Annotated in this window: 13 protein-coding genes; 10 read left to right on the forward strand and 3 right to left on the reverse strand. The window is 36.1% G+C overall.

Annotated features, from left to right (window positions below):
* Positions 1-180 precede the first annotated feature (180 nt).
* Together AC0L5Q_RS11175 and AC0L5Q_RS11180 are read left to right on the forward strand one after the other, a co-directional pair.
* A complete protein-coding gene (locus tag AC0L5Q_RS11175; protein ID WP_473607929.1) occupies positions 181-954 on the forward strand; it encodes a helix-turn-helix domain-containing protein in 774 nt (257 codons plus the stop codon).
* Positions 955-1,620: 666 nt separating this feature from the next.
* Entirely contained in the window at positions 1,621-1,827 is a 207-nt protein-coding gene (locus AC0L5Q_RS11180) for a cold-shock protein (protein WP_077341181.1), read from the forward strand.
* A gap of 573 nt (positions 1,828-2,400) precedes the next feature.
* Here the strand turns inward: AC0L5Q_RS11180 and AC0L5Q_RS11185 are convergent.
* Positions 2,401-2,943, reverse strand: coding sequence for a type II secretion system protein (locus AC0L5Q_RS11185; protein WP_473607936.1), 543 nt, complete (start codon positions 2,941-2,943; stop codon positions 2,401-2,403).
* A 191-nt stretch (positions 2,944-3,134) separates the two neighbouring features.
* On the opposite strand from AC0L5Q_RS11185, the gene AC0L5Q_RS11190 reads away from it, so the two are divergent.
* Genes AC0L5Q_RS11190 through AC0L5Q_RS11200 form a run of 3 tightly spaced genes read left to right on the forward strand, consistent with a single transcriptional unit; the run spans position 3,135 to position 8,294 of the window.
* The gene (locus AC0L5Q_RS11190; protein WP_473607939.1) at positions 3,135-6,224 is read left to right on the forward strand and encodes a response regulator; all 3,090 of its coding nucleotides are present in this window, start codon (positions 3,135-3,137) and stop codon (positions 6,222-6,224) included.
* Between the two features lie 11 nt (positions 6,225-6,235).
* Positions 6,236-6,634, forward strand: a complete 399-nt coding sequence (locus tag AC0L5Q_RS11195; RefSeq protein WP_473607941.1) for a response regulator — start codon at positions 6,236-6,238, stop codon at positions 6,632-6,634.
* On the forward strand, positions 6,624-8,294 hold the full coding sequence (locus AC0L5Q_RS11200) for a diguanylate cyclase (protein WP_473607945.1): 1,671 nt from the start codon (positions 6,624-6,626) through the stop codon (positions 8,292-8,294). Before AC0L5Q_RS11195 ends, AC0L5Q_RS11200 begins: the two co-directional genes overlap by 11 nt.
* Before the next feature lie 92 nt (positions 8,295-8,386).
* Here the strand turns inward: AC0L5Q_RS11200 and AC0L5Q_RS11205 are convergent, their stop codons facing one another.
* Together AC0L5Q_RS11205 and AC0L5Q_RS11210 are read right to left on the reverse strand one after the other, a co-directional pair.
* Positions 8,387-8,659: a TMEM165/GDT1 family protein gene (locus AC0L5Q_RS11205; RefSeq protein ID WP_473607949.1), complete on the reverse strand. Its 273-nt coding sequence runs from the start codon at positions 8,657-8,659 to the stop codon at positions 8,387-8,389.
* A gap of 146 nt (positions 8,660-8,805) precedes the next feature.
* Positions 8,806-10,755 carry a BCCT family transporter gene (locus AC0L5Q_RS11210; protein WP_473607950.1) on the reverse strand — a complete coding sequence of 650 codons (1,950 nt, stop codon included), beginning with the start codon at positions 10,753-10,755 and terminating at the stop codon, positions 8,806-8,808.
* A gap of 240 nt (positions 10,756-10,995) precedes the next feature.
* Between AC0L5Q_RS11210 and AC0L5Q_RS11215 the strand changes: the two genes are divergently transcribed.
* The 5 genes from AC0L5Q_RS11215 (at position 10,996) to AC0L5Q_RS11235 (ending at position 22,051) form a co-directional block, all read left to right on the forward strand.
* The gene (locus AC0L5Q_RS11215; protein ID WP_473607955.1) at positions 10,996-13,683 is read left to right on the forward strand and encodes a TonB-dependent receptor; all 2,688 of its coding nucleotides are present in this window, start codon (positions 10,996-10,998) and stop codon (positions 13,681-13,683) included.
* A 145-nt stretch (positions 13,684-13,828) separates the two neighbouring features.
* Complete coding sequence (locus AC0L5Q_RS11220) at positions 13,829-15,823, forward strand: tetratricopeptide repeat-containing sulfotransferase family protein (RefSeq protein ID WP_473607959.1); 1,995 nt, start codon at positions 13,829-13,831, stop codon at positions 15,821-15,823.
* 222 nt (positions 15,824-16,045) lie between these two features.
* Positions 16,046-18,136 carry a putative bifunctional diguanylate cyclase/phosphodiesterase gene (locus AC0L5Q_RS11225; RefSeq protein ID WP_473607964.1) on the forward strand — a complete coding sequence of 697 codons (2,091 nt, stop codon included), beginning with the start codon at positions 16,046-16,048 and terminating at the stop codon, positions 18,134-18,136.
* A 225-nt stretch (positions 18,137-18,361) separates the two neighbouring features.
* On the forward strand, positions 18,362-20,719 hold the full coding sequence (locus tag AC0L5Q_RS11230; protein ID WP_473607967.1) for a TonB-dependent receptor: 2,358 nt from the start codon (positions 18,362-18,364) through the stop codon (positions 20,717-20,719).
* A 45-nt stretch (positions 20,720-20,764) separates the two neighbouring features.
* On the forward strand, positions 20,765-22,051 hold the full coding sequence (locus AC0L5Q_RS11235; protein ID WP_473607971.1) for a hypothetical protein: 1,287 nt from the start codon (positions 20,765-20,767) through the stop codon (positions 22,049-22,051).
* Positions 22,052-22,181: the final 130 nt, after the last annotated feature.

The raw sequence follows: 22,181 nt of genomic DNA on the forward strand, positions 1-22,181 counted from the left end.
AACGAAGAAGTGATTTTGCTCAAGCGCTTCTTCGATGGGTCTAAAAATAGGTAAATTATAAAGTGCACTAAGCGCTAAAATACGAAACCCCTTGCATTCAATTGAACCATAGCTTTATTAGATATAAAATATGATTTATACCCTCCCTATTCTCTTACACACATAAAATAAGGATTTGGCATGACACGCTCTGTACCCTCAGTCGTTAATAATGAAAAGCTTGGTAAATACGGTAGTCAATTAAACCAAGGTCTTATTCATGGAATAGAAGCGTTGCAAGGTATTGCCTCTAGCGATCACCCTTTGGGGAGTCGAGAACTATCTAGGATATTAGGATTAGATATTACTAAAGTTAATCGTATGCTCAGAACTTTGGCGTACCTTGGCTTAGTAAGACAAACCCCTGATAGAAAATATACCTCTGGTCCAGGCATGCACGTTCTAGCGGCGCAAAGTTTATACGCTACTGGCTATGTTAGACATGCCATTAAGCCATTAGAGTCATTAAAAGAGTTAGGTTTAATTGTTGCTATGGGCGTTTTATGGCAAGACAAGGTGACGTATTTATATCACGCTCTACCTGGTATGGATTCTGTTGATGCTATGGGCAGATTAAGTTATTACCCTGCAACATTAAGTGGTGTGGGTTTATCTTTATTATCTGAATTAGACGATAACGAAATATCTCATTTATACGAAGGTAAAAATATTGATGGGTTTGATGACTTTGATTTACTAATGGAGAAAATAACCGAAATAAGAACACTGGGTTACGCAAGAGTAGAAACAACAGGCTCCTCTCTTAAAACCAGTAAAACTTATACTCTTGCAGTAAATTTAGGACAACCCGTATATAGCGCCATTGCCTTGTCGGGCTGGTTACCCGAAGCGTCTACAGAAGAACTTATTGCCGTGTTAAACGAAAAAGCAAAAGAAATTGAACAAACTAAATAACCAGAGTTCAGGTTAAATAATATTTTAGGCAAAAAAAAAGCGTTTACCTAAAAAAGTAAACGCACTATAAACACATGAAACACTAAGGGAGTAAAGTCTCTCGTATAGTAAGAGCACTTAATTGCAGTAAAGTTCCTTTTTTGTGAAAAAAACTTCATTTTTTATTTAAAATAACATAGCTCTTTCCTACCAAATAACAATAAAATATTGTAAATCAAATAAATAAAGATATTAATTTCACCAATAATTAATATTAACCCTGATTAAAATTTATATTAATTATATATTCAAGCTAATAAGAATAGATGGTGTTACACTGACAAGCTTATTTTTATTTCCCTTCTCTTTTAAGGTAAGCAGCTTTACTGTTTATCGATCTTTGGTTGTGATTCGTAATGTTTGTATTCATTTGTTTAGAACAACTTTTGAGTCTAATAGATCTTCAGATTATAAATTTAAAATAAAACATTAAAGCAGTTAAAAATAATACCTAAAGCATTAATAAATTGCGCCAACTTATATGAAGAATAAATGGTCAATCGGTTATTGTGATTAGTATAAGATCCCATTTAATATTTTAGGGTTAAACAATTTCAAGCGATTGTCGTAATGGTGATAACAACAATGGCTTTTTTAAAACTCACCATAAGATAAAGAAAATACAATATGAGTAAAGGTATAGTTAAGTGGTTCAACGCCGATAAAGGTTTCGGTTTTATTACACCAGAAGACGGTAGTAAAGATCTTTTTGTTCATCATTCAGAAATCCAATCGGGTGGCGAATATGCAACATTAGCTGACGGTCAAGCGGTTGAATTTGAAGTTGGACAAGGTCAGAAAGGACCATGTGCTAACAAAGTAAGCGCTGTATAATTACTAGCTAACTTATTCATTTGAGCGGGTTATTTCTTTTAATATAAAAAAATAGCTTTAGCTCAAATATTAACACTAAAAAATGTACACTCGTATAATCCCCCCCTTCATTACTCGTGTTTAAATGTTAAATCCCCACTACCTTATATTAAGTTAACTAACATCTCCTCCGTTCTACCGACCTTTATCGATTAATAGCTAACCTCAGCTCGGGATAAGCAAAGTTACTCAACAAGCTATTTTTATGTCTAACTTCGTTGAATTTATTACTAATAGCCAGCTATTAGATAGAAAAATTCGCCTTGTTATACACAAAAACATCAATGTTGAGAGACTAATATAGCTTAAGAAAATAACGATATATATTAAATTGTTGTTAAGTAATAGTTTTAATTCATTCGCTAACATTCATTAACCCGAGTTGAGGTTAGCTAAATTTTAAGCAAAAAAAAGCGTTTACTTAAAAAAGTAAACGCACTATAAAACATGAAATACTAAGGGGAAATAAAAGTCTCTCGTATAGTAAGAGCATAACAATTCAATTAAGTTCATTTCTTTTTAAATTATTTTTAATTAACAACCTGTATTAACCGTTGTTAATACAGGTTCACCTAAAGCTTTCCAGTGATATTCAAAATAACAGTTAGTGGCTTTAACTTCATCTTGAGTGGGTTGGTCTTTAGAAAGTACATTTCTCGGAGCAGCCGCAACAGCATAACTACCATTTAATACATAAATACGGTATGCCCAATCGTTAACATTCAGGCCAGCTCCTTCGAATATTTCAGGGGGCGAAGTATAATCAGCAGAAAAACTAGTTGCTGTCGCCATTGCTGCCCACGGCTGATAATTACTGCCTTTTACACCTGAAAACTCAACTACATCCTCAAAACTGCTTCTTGATGTAATTGTTTTAGTTTTAAATAAAGAAACTGAAGATTTAATTGCTCCTACAGCACCTTTTATAATAGCGGTATTAGCATCTGATGTTAGATTAATAAATTTAGGGAATGCTGTAACAGACAAGATACCTAAAATAACAATAACAACAACGAGCTCAATTAAAGTAAAACCTGTATTATCCGATGGCAATAAATTACTTTTTATTGTATTCATTAATATCTTCTCTTTTTAAAAGCCACTATTTTCCCTATTCAAATAATAGCTTATATACCCGTTATCATTCAACATACTGTTCCACTGAAAGCTAAAAACACCTTTATACCCAAAGAATATCGCTATTTGTGATCCTCCATACTAAACTAAATTCATAATAATCATTAAAAATAATGTTTTTGGGACTGAATGTGTTAGGTAAATACAAATTAGGTTTACGATTTAAGGTGGCTTTTGCGTTAAATACGTTGTTATTTATATCTTTATTTACAACAGGTTACACTAGCTATCAACAGTCACAAAAAATTGCCGAAAATAAAGCGATTGAAGTACAACAAAGCCAACTAAAACTACTCAAACTTAAAATAAAATCAGCATTAAATGAACATCAAAATATTTTAATGTCGTTACGTGATACACCTCCAATACAAGCAATTATTGATGCTATTAACAATAACGGTACAGACTCTAAAAGTAATGAATCTTTAAAAGTATGGCAGCAGCGGCTTAATACCATATTTTTTTCCTTTGTAAATAATCACTCACAATATCTTCAAATTCGTTATATAAAAAGTAACGGTGAAGAATTAGTGAGGGTGGAAAGAAAAGCCAATAATCGCATTAACATCGCAAGCCAGGGTGAATTACAAAACAAATCGACTGAAAAATACGTTGTGGAAACCATAAAAATGCTTCCTGGGCAGGTTTATTATTCTGATGTAAACCTCAATAAAGAATACGGTAAAATTCAAATCCCGCATGTTCCTGTACTACGTATAGCCACGCCTGTGCACAATGCTTTAGGAGAAGTTAAAGCACTAGTAATCATTAACCTATCTACAGACGTATTATTCAATAATGTGGTTTCAACTGACCACGGCATACGTAGCTATATTGTGGATCAATCGGGAAATTACATTAAGCATAAAGATAAAAGTAAATCATTTGCTAAAGAACAAGGGCTTGATTACAACTTTTACGATGTAGAACCACAATGGGCAGAGCAAACAAAAAACAATGAAGAATTAATGCAATTAGCTAAAAATTCAACTGAACTTTTTGGTTTTCAGAAAATATTCTTTGCTCCTTATGATCATGACCGATATTGGCTATTAGCGATACACATTCCCGAAGAGATTGTTTTTTCTGAAATCAAGCAAGCGCTTGATCGTATGATACTTATACATATATTTATTGCTATTTTATCTGTAATCCTTATTTTCTGGTTTGTCTCCAAAAAAATTCTCTACCCTATATTAACGTTAGCCAGTAGCGCAAAAAAATTACATCACGGTGATTTATCAATACGCCTTGATCCTAAGTCAGTAAAAGATGAATTTAGATTACTATATTATTTAATGAACAACTTTGCTGAAAACCAACAAAACAGTACCTTAAAATTAGAGCAAAAAATTGCCGCGCAAAACAAAAGACTCTCTGCGGTTATTGATAATGTAGTAGATGCTATTATTACCATTGATGCCTATGGAAAAATAGAATCATTTAATCGCGCAGCCACAACTATTTTTGGTTACTCTGAAGATGAAGTAATAGGCAAAAATGTAAAGATGCTTATGCCTGATCCCTATCAAAAAGAACATGACGGTTATCTTGCACACCATAATAAAACTGGTGAAAAGAAAATCATAGGTATTGGTCGTGAAGTCACAGGCAAAAGAAAAAACAATAGTACTTTCCCCATGGAATTAGCAGTTAGTGAAGTTTCATTAGATGATACTAAGTACTTTGTTGGTATTGTGCGAGATATCACTGAACGTAAGCGCATTGAGCTTATGCAAAAAGAATTTATTTCTACTGTAAGTCATGAACTACGCACCCCACTAACCTCAATCAGTGGTTCACTCGGCTTAATGCTTGGCGGTGTAACGGGTGAGTTACCTGAGAAAGCCAAAGAACTACTGGTTATTGCTAATAATAATAGCGAAAATTTAATACACCTGATTAACGATATTTTAGATATTGAAAAAATGTCAGCGGGAAAAATGTCATTTGATCTAAATGTAACCGATATAACTCCCGTAATTCTCAATGCAATTGAAGCGAATAAAGGTTACGGAGAAAAACTGAATGTATCATTTACATTCAGTTCAACACTTACAGCTCCATTGATGGTCAATATTGATGAAAAGCGTATTGAGCAAGTTATGTCTAATTTACTCTCAAATGCTGCCAAGTATTCACCGACTCATGAAGTGGTAACGATTACGCTAGAAGTTATTGCAGATGAAGTGCATATTTCAGTACATGATCAAGGAAAAGGCATACCCAAAGCATTTAGAACACATATATTCGATAAGTTTTCACAAGCCGATAGCTCAGACACTCGCCAAAAAGGTGGCACTGGATTAGGACTACACATCACTAAAGCCATTGTTAATGAACATAATGGACGAATTGATTTTAGCTGTGATAAAGGTAATGGGACAACGTTTAGATTCACGCTTCCTGTATACAAAGAAGCACCGCTAATGGCTGATAACAATGAAATTATAAATCAAAAAGCATTAATTTTGATTATTGAAGACAATATCGATATTGCTCGCCTATTAAGCATGATGATCAAAGATGCAGGCTATAATTGTCACCATGCTTATGACTATCAACAAGCAAAAGACCTCATCGCGACCAATCAATACGATGCAGTCACCTTAGATCTTATTATTCCGGGTGGCAACGGGCTTACCCTATTGAAAGAGCTACGCAGTAAAGAAGAAACAAGACAGTTACCCGTTATTATCGTTGCGTCACCTAATGAAGATAGCGATAAAGTTAAAGCAGGCGACAGTATAGAACTTGTAGATTGGCTAGAAAAACCAATACAACCTGAGCAATTGGTTAAATCAATTCGAACAAGTTTAGCCATTGAAAAACAACAAAAACATCATATTTTACATGTTGAAGATAATTCAGATATCATCACAATTGTGAACTCTCTACTGATCGATAATTATCAAATAAAACAAGCACCAACTTTAGCTGAAGCAAAGCAATTAATTGCACAAGAAAAGTTCGATTTAATATTACTTGATATAGGCTTACCTGACGGTTCAGGCTTAGACTTATTACACCAGTTAAATGATAACGATAAAAATATTCCTGTGGTGATCTTTTCTGCTCATGATATTCCAGTAAATATTGCTCGTCAGGTTGTAGCAACATTGACTAAATCTAAAACAGACAACAATAAGCTTATTCAAAAAATACATGCTGTTATTCACAGAAAACATGAAAAACATGAAAAACATGAAAAGTTGAACTAGGATTAATAACTATGCAAGAACTTATTCGAATTCTTTATGCTGAAGATCAAGTCGATATCCAACAAGTGGCTACGCTAGCACTGGAAACTGTCGGTGGTTTAACCCTAAAAACATGTAACACGGGTTTAGAAGCTGTTGATGCTATTCACCCTTTTAAGCCACAGTTACTTCTTTTTGATGTAATGATGCCCGATATGGATGGTCCAACGGCTTTAGCAAGAATTCGTGAAATTGATCAATATAAAAATATCCCAGCCATTTTTATGACAGCTAAAGTACAGAGTAAAGAAATACAAAACTATCTTGATATGGGCGCACTTGCTGTTATAGCAAAACCTTTTGATCCTATGACTCTTGCCAATCAAATTAAAGAAATATGGCAACGGAACCAGCAATTACATGACACCTAACAACACAATAGACATCCAAGCTGAACTTGAGCAATTAAAATTATCATTTATAGATAAAATTCCTGCTTATGTTACTGAAATTAAAGATGTTTGGCATTCATTAAAATTATCACCTCAAAATCATGAACAGGCTGAGTTATTGCACCGTTTAGCTCATACATTAACGGGTACTGCAGCCACCTTTGAACTAGAGTCCTTAGCTATAGCCGCTAGAGAAATAGAGCAGTTACTACGAAACTTTTCTTCTCCTCCTTCTACAAAACTTCCTGTAAAAGAAATAGAAATCGTACTTAAAAAACTCTGTGATGCCTCAGCATTAGTAGATAAAAACGCAGTATCTAACCAACCTGTTTATGTTACAGCAGAAGGTCAACCAATAAGCGTTATTCCTAATGACAGCAATAACCTTATTTATATTATTGATGAGGACAAATACTTCACTCACACTATAAAGTTACAAATACAAGCTTTTGGTTATCAGGTAGAAACGTTTAACTGTATAAATTTATTTAAACACGCACTCAAACATCAAGACCCTACAGCGGTGATCATGGATGCAATGTTTGATAACACTAAAACAGCAGGCATTGATTATATAGCTGAAATTAATAGTGAGCGTGAAATACCTCTACAAACCATTTTTATTACAGAGAGTAATGATCTAAAAACACGTTTAAGTGCAGTACGCGCCAATGGCTTTGCTTATTTTACCAAACCCGTACTAATAACATCATTAGTAAGTGCACTCGACAAGATCAGTTATAAAGTGCAAGAGAGTCCTTACCGAGTATTAATCGTTGATGATTCACCAACACAAACTGAATACGCCGCGCTAACATTGCAACAAGCAGGCATGAAAACTCGCGAAGTAAACGATCCCTTTCTATTACTAGATGCATTAAATGAGTTTTCACCTGATATTATCCTCATGGATATATACATGCCTAAATGTACGGGAATTGAATTAAGCCAAGTGATACGCCAAATGGAAAACTATATGAGTACGCCTATCATGTTTGTGTCTTCTGAAGATAATTTAGGCAAAAAACTCGGGGCGTTAAGCATAGGTGGCGATGACTTTTTGACAAAACCCGTTAAACCTTGGCATTTAGTTTCAGTTGTTTCTAACCGAGCACTACGCGCACGATTAATGCGAAGACTTGCTGAAACCGATGGCCTCACAGGGTTACTCAATCATACTAAAAGTAAAGAGTGTTTAAAAAATGAGTTAGATCGAGCAAAACGCGATAACACTCCCCTTTCTTTTGCCATGTTAGATTTAGATTTTTTTAAAACAATTAATGACAATTATGGGCACCCCGCTGGTGATCGCGTATTAAAAAGCATCTCAAATATATTTAAACAACGTTTACGTAAATACGATATTGTTGGCCGTTATGGCGGTGAAGAATTTATTGTTATTTTACCTAATACTGACGCAAAAACAGCAGAAGCTATTATTAATACTTTAAGAACACGTTTCAGTGAACTTACCCATTACAGTAAAGATAAAGAATTTCAATGTACTTTTAGTGGGGGAATTGCTGCTTTTCCTGATTTTGATAGCGAAAAATCGATTAGTAACGCAGCAGACCAAGCCCTTTATCAAGCAAAACAAATAGGACGAAATCAGGTAGTCATAGCAAAGAAAAAAGAATGAATTAACCTGAGTTCTGGAAGGTAAAGCGCTCATTCTAATAAGAATTGATAAGGTACAAATACCTTCCCTTTATTTCATTGTTAACCTTATTTTTATGCTTTATATAATGTAAAAACGCCTATAACAATAAAACCAATACCTGCAGCATAATGAAGGTATTTTTCATTAATATACTCTGACATTAAACTCCCCGCTAAAACACCAATAGCTGAAGCCACAATTAAAGCTGCTGATGCTGCCAAAAATACCGTATATTTACTCACTTCTTTATCTGCTGCAAAAAGCATTGTCGCTAATTGAGTTTTATCACCAAGCTCGGCAATAAACACCGATGCAAAAATTGTTAAAAATATCTTCCAATCCATACCTAAATAAAACCTGTAAAATTAAAATCGCAATAATACCAGTTTTTCGCATGAGTTGATCTGTTTTATACAAAAGCTCATTTGTATATTAAGCGCCAGCAGACCACTAGCGCACAATATTTGTTATGAAAAATAAAGAACAAGTATTACCGAATTAAATGTAAAAAGTGTCTATGTTTGTGGTATTGGTCAATAATATTGTCGATCACTGCCGTTTTCGACCATCCCATAATATCGTAGTCTTGACCACCTTCAACTAAATGAACTTCAACACGGTAATAACTTTGTTCGTCGTCATCGTCTTCAGTAACAAAATCAGGTTGCGAATATTTTCGAGCAACAACACGATAAATAAATTCTTGTTCCTCACCGTGATCAACAATCAGGCTCAAACCATCGTTATCTGAAATTTTTACATTAATTTGGCTTTCTTGTAATTCCTTAGTTACTAGTTCAAAAGCAGGTAATACCGTCTGGTTAATAAATTTATTCGCGTTAGCTTTGTTTGGAAAATCAACAATATTTTTTAATCGCATTCGCCAGTTATCATCACCTCCACCACTAGACTGAGGCAGCGTTGTTACGAGTTGGCTTTCTTGTTTAAAGGCTTCCACCCTCAGTGCTTTAATCAGGCCAATAATGGCAAGTATTAGCACAATAGCAAAAGGTAAAGCGCTTGCGATTGTCATGGTTTGTAAAGCATTAAGACCACCCACTAATAATAATATGGCAGCAACCACACCAATACCCACAGCCCAATAAACTCGTTGCCATAATGGCGTGTCATTTTTACCATACGAACACAGCATATCAACAACCATAGCGCCAGAATCACATGACGTGACAAAAAATATCACGATCATTAACACACTAAGAAAAGACAATACGGAGGTAAAAGGGAAGTTTTCAAGGAAAACAAATAACGCGACTGATGAATCTTTACTGACCATGTCACCTAAAGCGACAACGCCTTGGTTATACACTAAATCAATAGCGCTATTTCCAAAAATAGTCATCCATAATAAGGTAAACAATGTGGGTATAAACATAACCCCTAAAATAAATTCTCTAATCGTACGGCCGCGAGATATTCTGGCAATAAATAATCCTACAAAAGGCGCCCATGCAAGCCACCAGCCCCAATAAAATATTGTCCATCCTCCTATCCAATTTGTTTTCTTGTAAGCAAAAAGGTTAAAAGTGTTATGCACAATATCCGATAAATAATCGCCCACATTTTGTAAATAGGCTTGTAATAAAAATACCGTTGGACCTAATACAAAAATGAGTACTAACAAACCTACAGCTAAAGCCATGTTAGTTTCAGAGAGTATTTTAATACCTTTATCTAATCCTGTAGCAACCGAGGCCACCGCAAGTGCAGTTATCACACACATAATAATGATTTGATTGGTTACTGAAACATCGATATCAAACAAATAACTAAAACCAGCATTAACTTGTGACGCTCCTAAACCAAGCGAAGTTGCAACACCAAACACCGTACTAACTACAGCAAAAACATCCACTAAATGACCTGGCCATTGATAAATTCGCTCCCCTATTAAAGGATATAACGCCGAACGTAAGGTTAAAGGTAAATTATGTCGAAAACTAAAGTAGGCCAGCACCAAAGCTACAATGGTATATATAGCCCATGCATGAAGACCCCAATGGAAAAAAGTCATCTTCATAGCTTCTTGAACAGCTTCAACCGTACCCGCTTCAGCCGTAGGTGGAGACAAAAAATGCATTAAAGGTTCAGCGACCCCAAAAAACATTAAACCTATTCCCATACCTGCTGCAAAAAGCATAGAAAGCCAAGTAACTAATGAGTAATCAGGTAATGAATGATCTGGCCCTAATCGAATATCTCCATAACGAGAAAAACCTAAAAAAATCACAAAAAAGAAAATGAAGGCCACGGTAAAAACATAAAACCAGCTGCCATTATCAACAATACTGGTTTGCATAAGTGCAAATAAACTTTGTGCTTCTTTAGGTAGTACAACGGTATAAAGCAAAAGCGCGACAATAATGAATGAGGCACTAAAAAACACAGTTTTATTTAGTTGACTCTTAACAGATGTAGACAATACTTTCCCCTAAAATTAATTTGTATTGATATCACATTGATTAATAACAATCTGTAAATAATAACACATATTGCAAGCTCTCAAAATACAACAAAGTATAAAAACAAGAAGAAATAAGCTAATAACATATACTTATTAAAAACAGATTATTACATGTTAAGCTATAATAGAGCTCAAATATAATTAGCACTCTAATCATATCAGCTCGAATTATTATTAAAACATTAAGGGATAATCAATATGAAACTTACTAAGCTGCATTGCGCTGTCTTAACTGCTTTAGCAGCATCAGGTAATATCTATGCAGAAGAGGCAAAAAAACAACCCAAAGCACAAATAGAGACGATTGAAGTTACTGCTACAAAACGCTCAGAATCTATCCAAGCCGTTCCTGTTACCGTGACCGCATTAACAGGCGATAGCCTAGAAAAATTAGGTGTGGCTAACTTTGACGAATACGTAGAGTTTTTACCTAATGTAATTTTTCAGGGCACAGGCCCTGGACAAAACGAAATATACATTCGTGGTGCAGCAACATCACAAACCAATATTGCCGTTTCATCCGTTCAAGCCTTACAACCTTCTGTGGCTTTTTATTTAGATGAACAACCCGTTTCAATGCAAGGCCGTAACTTAGATGTTTACGCCACCGATGTTCAACGAGTAGAAGTTTTACCGGGGCCACAAGGCACACTTTTTGGTGCAAGCTCTCAATCAGGCACGGTACGTTTAATTACCAACAAACCTACTCATGACGGTTTTGCTGCTGGTTTTGATACAGGCGTTAGCTCTACCAAAGGTGGCGATATGAGCAACTCGGTTGAAGCATATTTTAATATGTCTTTAAGCGACTCTGTTGCAGTACGTGTTGCCGCTTATAATGATCACCAAGGTGGTTGGATCGACAACATTTTAAATGTACCTGGCCAAGGTGGGTATCAAGGTAGTGCCGTTGTTATTAGTAGAATTTCAGGCGGCGCTTTAGCCGATCCAGAAAATACACCAGTAACGGCACCCAAAAATGATGCATTAGTTGAAGACAACTTTAATACAGCAAACTATGCAGGCGCACGCTTTGGTTTATCGTATTTAATTAATAACGAATGGGAACTACTTGTTCAGCATACTCAACAGTCTTTAGATACTGAAGGTGTGTTTGCGTACGATCCAAACCTTGAAGGTGAAACATCAACCAATCGCTTTATACCAGAAAATAACAATGATGATTTTGGTTTAACCACATGGACATTAGAAGGTCGTCTTGACCATCTTGATATTGTTTACACCGGCGGTTATTTAGATAGAGACATCAACTCAACTATTGATTACACCGGCTATACTAATGGTGGTTCATTTTCGGCATATTATGTGTGTAATTACGCTGGCGTACCTGCAGGCGAACAATCATGTGCTGATCCAACTAAATTCTATAAAGAGCAAACAAACACATCGCGAACGACTCATGAGCTGCGTTTAAATACTTCAGCTGAAAACCGCTGGAGACTTACTGCGGGTGTTTTTTACGACTCACAAGAATTATCAACCGTTGGCCAATTTAATATTGCCAATACCAGCCTAGACGGTGCTTACGATTTTACTAATTTACAAACAAAGCTTAAAGGTAATGACGGTATAAACAGTGACGGTTTTAATACTCCTTTCTCATCTGAAATTAGCTTTGTTAATGATGTAACTCATATCATAGACCAAGTAGCTGTATTTGGTCAGTTAGAGTTTGATATAACAGACACAGTTACAGCTGGCTTGGGTGCACGTTGGTATCAAATTGAAGATTCGTTTAAAGGTGCAACCTCAACGGTTGATGTAAGTAGTCGATTAAAAGCCTTTGGTGATGGTAGCGACGCGGCATTAACAGAATACTTTGCAACCACCACTACATCAGCAAGCGAAGTGGCAGCCATTAAAGCAGCAGTTGCTAGTGGCCAATTAGAAACTGACCTACTTGATGCTGATGGCACGTTAACGGTAGACGATATCATTATTAAAGCCTCAATTGATTGGAAAGTATCAAACGACATCATGATTTTTGCATCATACTCTGAAGGTTTTAGACCTCCAGTTACCAACCGTGTAGGCGGCGGTAAAGCTAAAAATCCCGAAGGAGCTTTTGAAAGCTTTCACATTCCGGTTTATTCAACAACAGATAGTTTAGACAATTATGAGTTAGGTTTTAAATCAACCTTATTCGACCAAGCCTTACGATTTAACGCAACAGCCTATTATTCAAAAATATCTGATTTACAAACATCACGATACGACCCAACCAATATCAGCTTTTTAGTATTTACTGATAACGTAGGCGATGCTGAAATTAAAGGGATTGACGGTGACTTCAGCTGGGTAGCAAGTGATAACTTAATTATATCAGGTGCATTTAGTGTTATTGATACCGAGTTAACTTCAGTAAACGATGAACTTGCAGGTATTGCGCCAGCAGTAGGTAGCAGATTACCTTACTCCGCTGAGTTTTCTGGTAACTTACAAGCACAGTACTTTTACCCACTAAAAGGCGACTTAACAGGTTATGTTAACGGTTCAATTAGTTATACCGGCGAACGCTTAGCCAGCATGACAATGGACGCTTATGTAAACGAAGACGCCACGCGAGAAATTTACGGCACAGGTTCTGGCTTAAAGATTGAAAAAGAAGCCGATGTTTATGCTGGTGTTAATTACAAAGACAGCAATGGTAACACTTTTGCTGGTGGTCGTTACATACAAGAAAGCTACGTACTAGCCAACTTAAGCTTTGGTGTAACCAACGACGAATGGAAAGCAGAGCTCTTTATCGATAACGTAACAGATGAACACGCTACGTTATATATTGATACACAGCAGTTTACGCCAAAAGTGGTATCGAATAGACCTCGTACCATCGGCTTTAGATTTTCTTACGATTTTTATTAAATCTTAGAAAGCTTGTAAGTTAAAAATTGCCGCTTGAGAAATATATCCATATCACCTCAAGCGGCTTTTTATTACTAAAATAAGTTATAACAAGTAAAATAAGCAAAGTATTTCATTATTCATTATATTTCGTGGAGTTAAATCGTTGAACAACACATCACCTCTCTCATTTGAAGCGCAGTTAAAATCAATTCAACAGTTAATTCAAACCGCAAAATTTAATGATGCCATCAAACAAAGTAAACAATTGCTTGAACAAACCTCGAATCAGGAAGAGCAGGCTGAACTGTGGTATTTACTAGCCGTAGCCCAACGTTATAGTAAAGATTATTCCAACGCCTTAATCAGTATTACTGAATTACTAAAATGCAACAATACACACAGCAGAGCGCACCAAGAGCAAGGCTATAATCACCTCGCATTAAATCATTCTGAACAAGCAAAAAATTCATTTGAAAAAGCCGTAGAACTTAACCCGAGCTTAGTCGCTAGTTGGCAAGAATTAATTGAAATTTACCGAGATACAAATCAACCACAAAATGTACAAAAAGCAGCCAATCATTTAGCTAAATTAAAAAGCTTACCGCCAGCGTTACTGGCAGTAACCGAGTTTATGCATGAAGGTAAACTCCTAAAAGCAGAACAAGTTTGCCGACATTTTTTACAAAATAACAAACATCATGTGGATGGTATGTGCATGCTGGCTGAAATAGGCATAGAACTTAAAATATACGACGATGCCGAGTTTCTTCTCGCCAGTGCGATTGAAATAGCACCTACTCATATTAACGCTAGATCTCAATACCTCAATTTACTTATTCGTTTAGGTAAATACAAAATGGCGGAACAGCAGGTAAATACCTTACTTGCAAAGCAGCCAGATAACTTAAGTTATAACATTGCTAAAGCAAGTGTTTTAACAGGTTTAGGGGAAATAGAAGAAGCCATCGCCTTATTTGAAAAAATTATAAGTAAAGACGATAAAATTGCTGGCTTACATTTACAACTAGGCCACGCACTAAAAGCCAAAGGCGATATAAAGAAAGCGGTGCAAGCTTACCAAAAAGCTTATCAAATCAACCCCAATTACGGTGATGCCTATTGGAGTTTAGCCAATACTAAAACCTATCGTTTTAGTGATGAAGAAATTGCGCAAATGCAGGCTAAGCGAGAAGATGAAAGTTTAGCAATAATCGATAAAGTACAATTACATTTTGCCACGGGTAAAGCCTTTGAAGACAAAAAAGATTTCCCACAAGCATTTCAAGCTTACCAGCAAGGCAACCAATTACAACGATCCAACAATGGCTTCGACATCAATAAAATTGAACAACAAGTAGATGAACAAATTAAATATTGCACTGCTGAGCTTTTTGAAAAATACGCACATATAGGGTTCGACACCCCCGATCCTATTTTTATTGTGGGCTTACCTCGTGCAGGCTCTACCTTACTTGAACAAATATTAGCATCGCATAGCCAAGTAGACGGTACCATGGAGCTACATAATATTTTAGGCTTAGCCTCTCGTTTGCGTGGTCGTGTTCAAACTAAAGATAATCAAGAAAGTCCATACCCTAAAAATTTACACGAAATAAACAGTGATTACTTTAAACGTTTCGGCCAACAGTTTATTGATGAAACACGTGTGTATCGAGATAACGCGCCGTTCTTTATCGATAAAATGCCTAATAACTTTCTCCATTTAGGCCTGATCAAACTGATTTTACCTAATGCAAAAATTATTGACGCCAGACGCTCACCAATGGCCTGTTGTTTTAGTGGTTTTAAACAGTTATTTGCCGAAGGGCAAGACTTTAGCTACAGCCTTGAAGACATAGGTCGTTACTATCAAGCGTATTTAAAATTAATGGCACATTGGAAACAAGTACTCCCCAACTTTATTTTAACGGTAAATCATGAAGATGTAGTCGAAGACTTAGATAAAGAAGTTCACAGAATGCTTGATTTTTGTGGTTTAGCATTTGAGCAATCCTGTATCGATTTTCATAAAACTCAACGCGCAATTAAAACCCCTAGTTCAGAGCAAGTTCGCCAACCTATTTATAAAAGTGCAACAGAACAATGGCGCTACTTTGAAGAATATTTAACGCCTTTGAAAAAAGTACTCAATGTATAATACCAATCGCTTATTGCGTTTGGTATAACGAAACAGTTGCTATTTAATTAACTCATTACTTTAATGAATAAAACACAAACCCATCAACAAGATAAGTCTGTTCCCCCCTCTAAAATAGAGTAAACATACAATATAAAAACTAACTAAAATCACATCTAAAATATGCAAAAAATAGGTTCTAGGTCTACTATAAAAGTAACGTAACTGCCCATTTCCTCTATTATGAAGAATAAGAAGAAAAATAATAATTTAGTAGCTGAGAAAACTATTGTAAATGATCCACTGCATCAGTTGTTTGATGCAGTGGATGCTATTTCAGTGCAAGGATATGACGAAGAAAGACGAGTTATCTATTGGAATATAGGTAGTCAATTACTTTATGGCTACTCTAAAGAAGAAGCTTTAGGGGCTAAGATAGAAGAACTTATTATTCCTAAGGCAATGTGTGAATTGGTTATTAATGCGCACAAGAATTGGGTAAAAAATGACATAGAAATTCCCGCTTCAGAAATTACCCTTTGTAATAAAAGCGGCGAAGATGTGAATGTTTTTTCAAGCCATGTCATGCTTACTAATCAATACAATAAAAAACAAATGTATTGTATTGATATTAATTTAACTGATATTAGAGACGCTCAAGCTCAAGCTGAGTTTAAAGAACATATGCTTGAGGCTGTATTTGAGGCAACACCTGATTTATTTTTCTTGATGGAAGAAAGTGGAACCATCATTGATTATCATGCAAGTAATAAAAAAAACCTATACGCTTCACCACAACAATTTATAGGTCAACCTATAATAGATGTATTACCTAAAGAAGTTGCTAGTAAATTTCAATTTCATATTGAGCAAGTATTAAAACAAGAAGGTATATCAAGTTTTGAATATGAGTTAAAAATGCCTCATGGCTTAGTCTACTTTGAAGCAAGAATTAGCCACCTGCCAGAATATCAACAAGTAGTAACCATTGTTCGTGATATTACAGAGCAACACAAATCTTCTGAAATTATTCGTCAACATGCCTATTTTGATGCATTAACCTCATTACCTAATCGCTTTTTAGCCCTAGACCGTTTATCACAAATGCTTAATGAAGCCGAAAGGAACAATGAAAAAACAGCTGTGTTTTTTCTAGATTTAGACGATTTCAAAAAAGTTAACGATTCATTAGGTCATGAAGTAGGCGATAAACTGCTCATAGAGTCAGCCCACAGATTAAAACAAGCGATACGAAAAGAAGACACGGTTGGTCGCTTAGGTGGTGATGAATTTATTGTATTATTACGAGGTTTAACTGACGATAATAATGCGTTAGTTATTGCTGAAACTTTACTTGATACCTTTAGAGAACCTTTTCAAATTGATGGTAGAGAATTAATTTTAACATTAAGTATCGGTATTGCTATCTATCCTGATAATGGCTGTTGTGCCTCTGATTTGCTACGCAATGCAGATACCGCTATGTACCAAGCTAAAGCTTTAGGGCGTAATTCACATTCGTTTTTTACTAAAGAAATGAATGTAACCATGATACGTCGCTTTGAAATTGAAGAACAAATGCGTGGCGCATTAGAGCGCAATGAATTTGAAGTTTATTATCAACCGCAATTCGATGTTAAAAGTAAAAAAATTGTAGCCGCCGAAGCCTTACTTCGCTGGCATAACAATACTTTAGGCAATGTAACGCCAGATGAATTTATTCCAATTGCTGAACATACTGGCTTAATAGTACCTATTGGACAATATGTTGTTAAGCAAGCATTAAACTTTTTAAGTCACTGGCAAATTGTTGATCAAAAAAAATATACTATCGCGGTTAATTTATCTCCTCGACAGTTCAGAGATAAAGAGTTACTCAACATTATTAAACAATCATTAAAAGACGCGAATGTTCATGCTAATAGTCTCGAATTTGAAATTACAGAAGGCGTGCTAATGACAGGCCAATCTTACATCGATGAGGCATTGGTTGAACTTAATAAATTAGGAACTAAATTATCCATGGATGACTTTGGTACTGGCTATTCATCATTAAGTTATTTAAGACAATACGCTTTTGACGTAATAAAAATAGACCGCTCATTTATTCATGATATAACTATTAACAAAGAAGATCGTGTTCTAGTAAAAGCAACAATAGCAATGGCACATAGCTTAGGTTTAGTTGTTGTTGCTGAAGGAGTAGAAATGCATGAGCAACTAACCATATTAGATGAGTTGGGATGTGACTACGTACAAGGATATTATTTTAGTAAACCAGTACCTGCTCAACAACTTCTAGCATTATCGGCCCACTATAAATTACCTAGCTAACATCACGGTATCAATCTCAGATTAACCATTTAATACACAAAAGTTTCTCATTTAAATCAAAAATCCCCCGTTACTCTTTCTCATTAACCTTAAATCATTCGTCAGCTAACACCTCTTTTTTACTGCAAAACATTTCTTCATTGATAAAAACGCCTTGCGAAGTGTTATGTTATAACATAACATTTATACGAATTGTTATATTATAACACTTATAAACGAGGAATCATGAAAAAACTATCCAAAATCATCAGCGTGCTACTTGCCGTTTCAGCAAGTGCAGAGCTAAACGCTGAACAAATTCAAGGCGTCATCAAAAACAGTCAAGGCCAAGCTGTTTCAGGGGCTACCGTTAAAATAATGGGAACGAATAATACGTCTGTCACCAATGAGAAAGGCCTATTTACCTTAGAAGTACAACCAGGACGTTATGAACTGCACGTTGTTGCAGACAATTTTGTTCATAGAAATGTCGACGTAAATGTTAACGAAAATAAACAAGCTAACGTAAGTGTATCTCTTGATAAATCAGCCATTGAAATTATAGATATTCATGCAACCCCCTTTCATAGCTCAAACATTGAATCAGCTTTACCTATTACTGTATTACACGGTGAAAATTTACGCATGCGTCAAGAAAACACACTGGGTGATAGCCTAAGCAAAGAAGTAGGCGTACATAGTAATTTTCATGGTGGTGTAGCCAGTACGCCTATAATTCGTGGCCTAGACGGACCTCGAGTATTAGTGACTCAAAATGGTTTAGATGCTGGTGATGCATCACGTATCGGTCCTGATCATGCGGTATCTACCGAAACATCCACTTCAGAACGCATTGAAGTTTTACGCGGACCAGCCACCTTATTTTATGGGAGCGGAGCTATCGGCGGTGTGGTTAACCTTGTTGATGAAAGAGTGCCTCGTAGTATAGACACCAAAGGAGAGTGGCTGGTTGAGCACAATAGTAATAACGAACAATCTTTAGCGTCAGGCTCGTTCAATAGTGGCATAGGTAATGTTGCTGTACATGCCGATGCTTTTTACCGTGATAGCGAAAACTACCAAATACCTGAAAAAAACAGCATCGACGAAGTAGAAAATTCAGCCGCAGAATCAAGTGGTTTTACTCTTGGTACTAGCTATTTACTCGACAATGGTTTTGTCGGTATGTCTTATCAAACTTTAGATCAAGAATATGGTATTCCAGGGCATAGCCATGGCGATGAAAACATAGAAGTACTTGCAGATTTAAAACAAAAACGTTGGCAATTATTAAGTGAATTAAATTTTGATAATAAATATATCAAATCGGTTAACACTAAGGTGGCGTATACCGATTACCTACATAGTGAACTAGAAGTTGGTGTTGTTGGTACAACATTCGACAATGAAACCATAGAAGCACGCACCGAAATATTACACCAAAACATTTGGGATTGGCGTGGCGGTTTAAGTATCCACTATAAACAAAGTGACTTTACTGCTGTAGGTGAAGAAGCATTTACTCCACCATCAAAAACTGACTCAATTGCATTAGCGTTAATGGAAGAGCGTCATTTTGGCGAAGTATTATTACAGCTTGGTGCACGTATTGAGCGTACCGAAATTAGCGCAGCAACCGTGCATTTACCCGAAGTTGAACTATTACATGAGTTAAGTGAAGAAGATCCTCATGCCGGACACAATCATGGTTCTGAAGAAATCACGCGTAACTTTAATGTTAAACATGTATTTACACCCGTCAGCCTTTCAGCAGGTTTAGTATGGGACTTTAGTGATAGCTACAATCTAGCCTTATCATTATCGCATTCTCAAAGAGCCCCTTCAGCCTCTGAACTCTTATCTTTTGGCCCTCATATCGGTACAGGTTCATATGAAGTAGGCGCACTATTTTCATTACAAACACCTAACGGAGAAACACCTTATTTTGATTTAAATCATCAAGCTTTAAAAATGGAAACAGCTAACAACATTGATTTGAGTTTACGTAAATTCAAAGGCGATTTTGGCTTTATTCTTAATGCTTTTTACAACCAAATAGACGATTACTATTACGAGCAAGCTACGGGTTTATATACCGAAAGTGCACATGAGCATGAACACGACCATGCAGAAGAGGCGGAAGAAGAAAGCACCTTACCTCTATTCATTTTCACAGCACAAGATGTCACTTTATATGGTTTTGAAGCACAAGCCGTTTGGCAAGTTACTGACGAATTTTCATGGAAAATTCAAGGCGATATTATTCGATCAAGTTTAGATACAGGTGGAGACTTACCACGTACACCACCCGCACGAATCGCCACCGAGTTTAGCTATCAAGGAGAAAACCTTTCTGCTGACTTATTTATCAATAATTACTTCAAGCAAACACATACCGCAGCACTAGAAAGCCCAACTGATGGTTACGTGATGGTTGATGCCAATGTTAATTACCATTTTAGTTTAGGCCAGCACGACCTCGCTGTTTATTTAAAAGGTAAAAACTTAACCGATGAATACGCACAAGTGCACACCTCATTCTTAAAAGACTTAACACCATTGGCAGGCCGCTCTTTTGCTATTGGCATTCGTGGCACATTTTAATTTTTATTCGATCTACGGATCTACCCCATTTAACCAAGGAATATCATGAAAAAGTTTACTCTAAATACCTTAGCCTTAGTTTGTGCAGCAACTTTAGTAGGTTGTGGCGATGCTGAAACAAATATTGTCGAATTACCACCAACAGTAATAGACGATACTGATGATCATAACGAAGAAATAGGAAAAGGTCGTTTAGCTATTGCAGAAGCAGACCAAGCCGTTGTTCATATTTTTAATTTAGAAGACAACAGCTTAGTTGAAACTATAACGCTAACCAACCCTGCTGAATATTTGTACGCAAGTCCAGAAAACCGTTATGCGGTAGCTGTACAACGTTCATTTGATACAGTTGAATTTATCGATGGTGGTTTATGGCAAGAACTCCATGGCGATCATTACGACCAACACACTGATGAGCCTGTATTAACAAGTTTTACTTTGCACGACGTAAAACCAACTCACTACGTGCCACGTGGTGATAAAACCGTAATATTTTTTGATGGTAATAAAGATACCGGTGCTAACGCTAGCTTGAGTGTATTAAGTGATCAAAGTATCAGTGCAGAAAAAACAATTGCAGACCATGATTTTGATACTTATATGCACGGCACAGCAGAAATTCGCGGCGATTATGTTTTAACAACATTACGCGACAGTAATACTGAGAGCAGCTTGCCAGAACACATTAGCTTACTAGAATTACATAATGATCACTTTCATCAAGAGCAAACCTTTGAAACGGCATGTCCCGCTTTACATGGCAGCTTTCAAAATGAAACACACATCGCCTTTGCCTGTGGTGACGGTGTTTTAGCAATTGAACAACAAGGTAATGTTTTTACCGACTATAAAATTCCTAATCCAGCAGGTTTAGCTGAAGGCGTACGTATTGGCTCGTTAAAAGGTAGCGCAGAAAGCAATGTAATGATTGGCACCGCTTCCTCTGACTTCTATCTAATTGATTTAGCAGCACAAGATATCACTCAGTTTAACTGGCAATCAGAAGACGATTTAACCTCTGTCACATATGCTTTTGATGGTCACAATGAACACCTATTAATACTTGATAATAACGGGTATTTAAATGTATTCCCTGCTGAAGATAACTGGCAATTAGAAGAACGATTTAAAGTATTTGATAACTTAGCCGTAGGTGCACAACCTTCAATTATCGCCTCTAAAGCCAATGAGTTAATATATATTATCAACGAACAAAAAGTCACAACCCTTGATTTACATGAAGGTGAAATAATAAACAGCTTTGAATTAAACTTTACTCCAGGCAGCGCAACATGGCTTGGTATAGCTGGAGAGGAAGAGCATAATCACTAGTTATATACCCGTTATCATTCATCCATGTAGGAACCTGACTAAAGTTAATAACGAAGCATAAATTTTAGACCCATCGAAGAAGCGCTTGAGTGGTGACGGGTATAACAATGAATTAGAGTCGTATCGGAGC

Source organism: Pseudocolwellia sp. G5-9, from assembly GCF_055808995.1.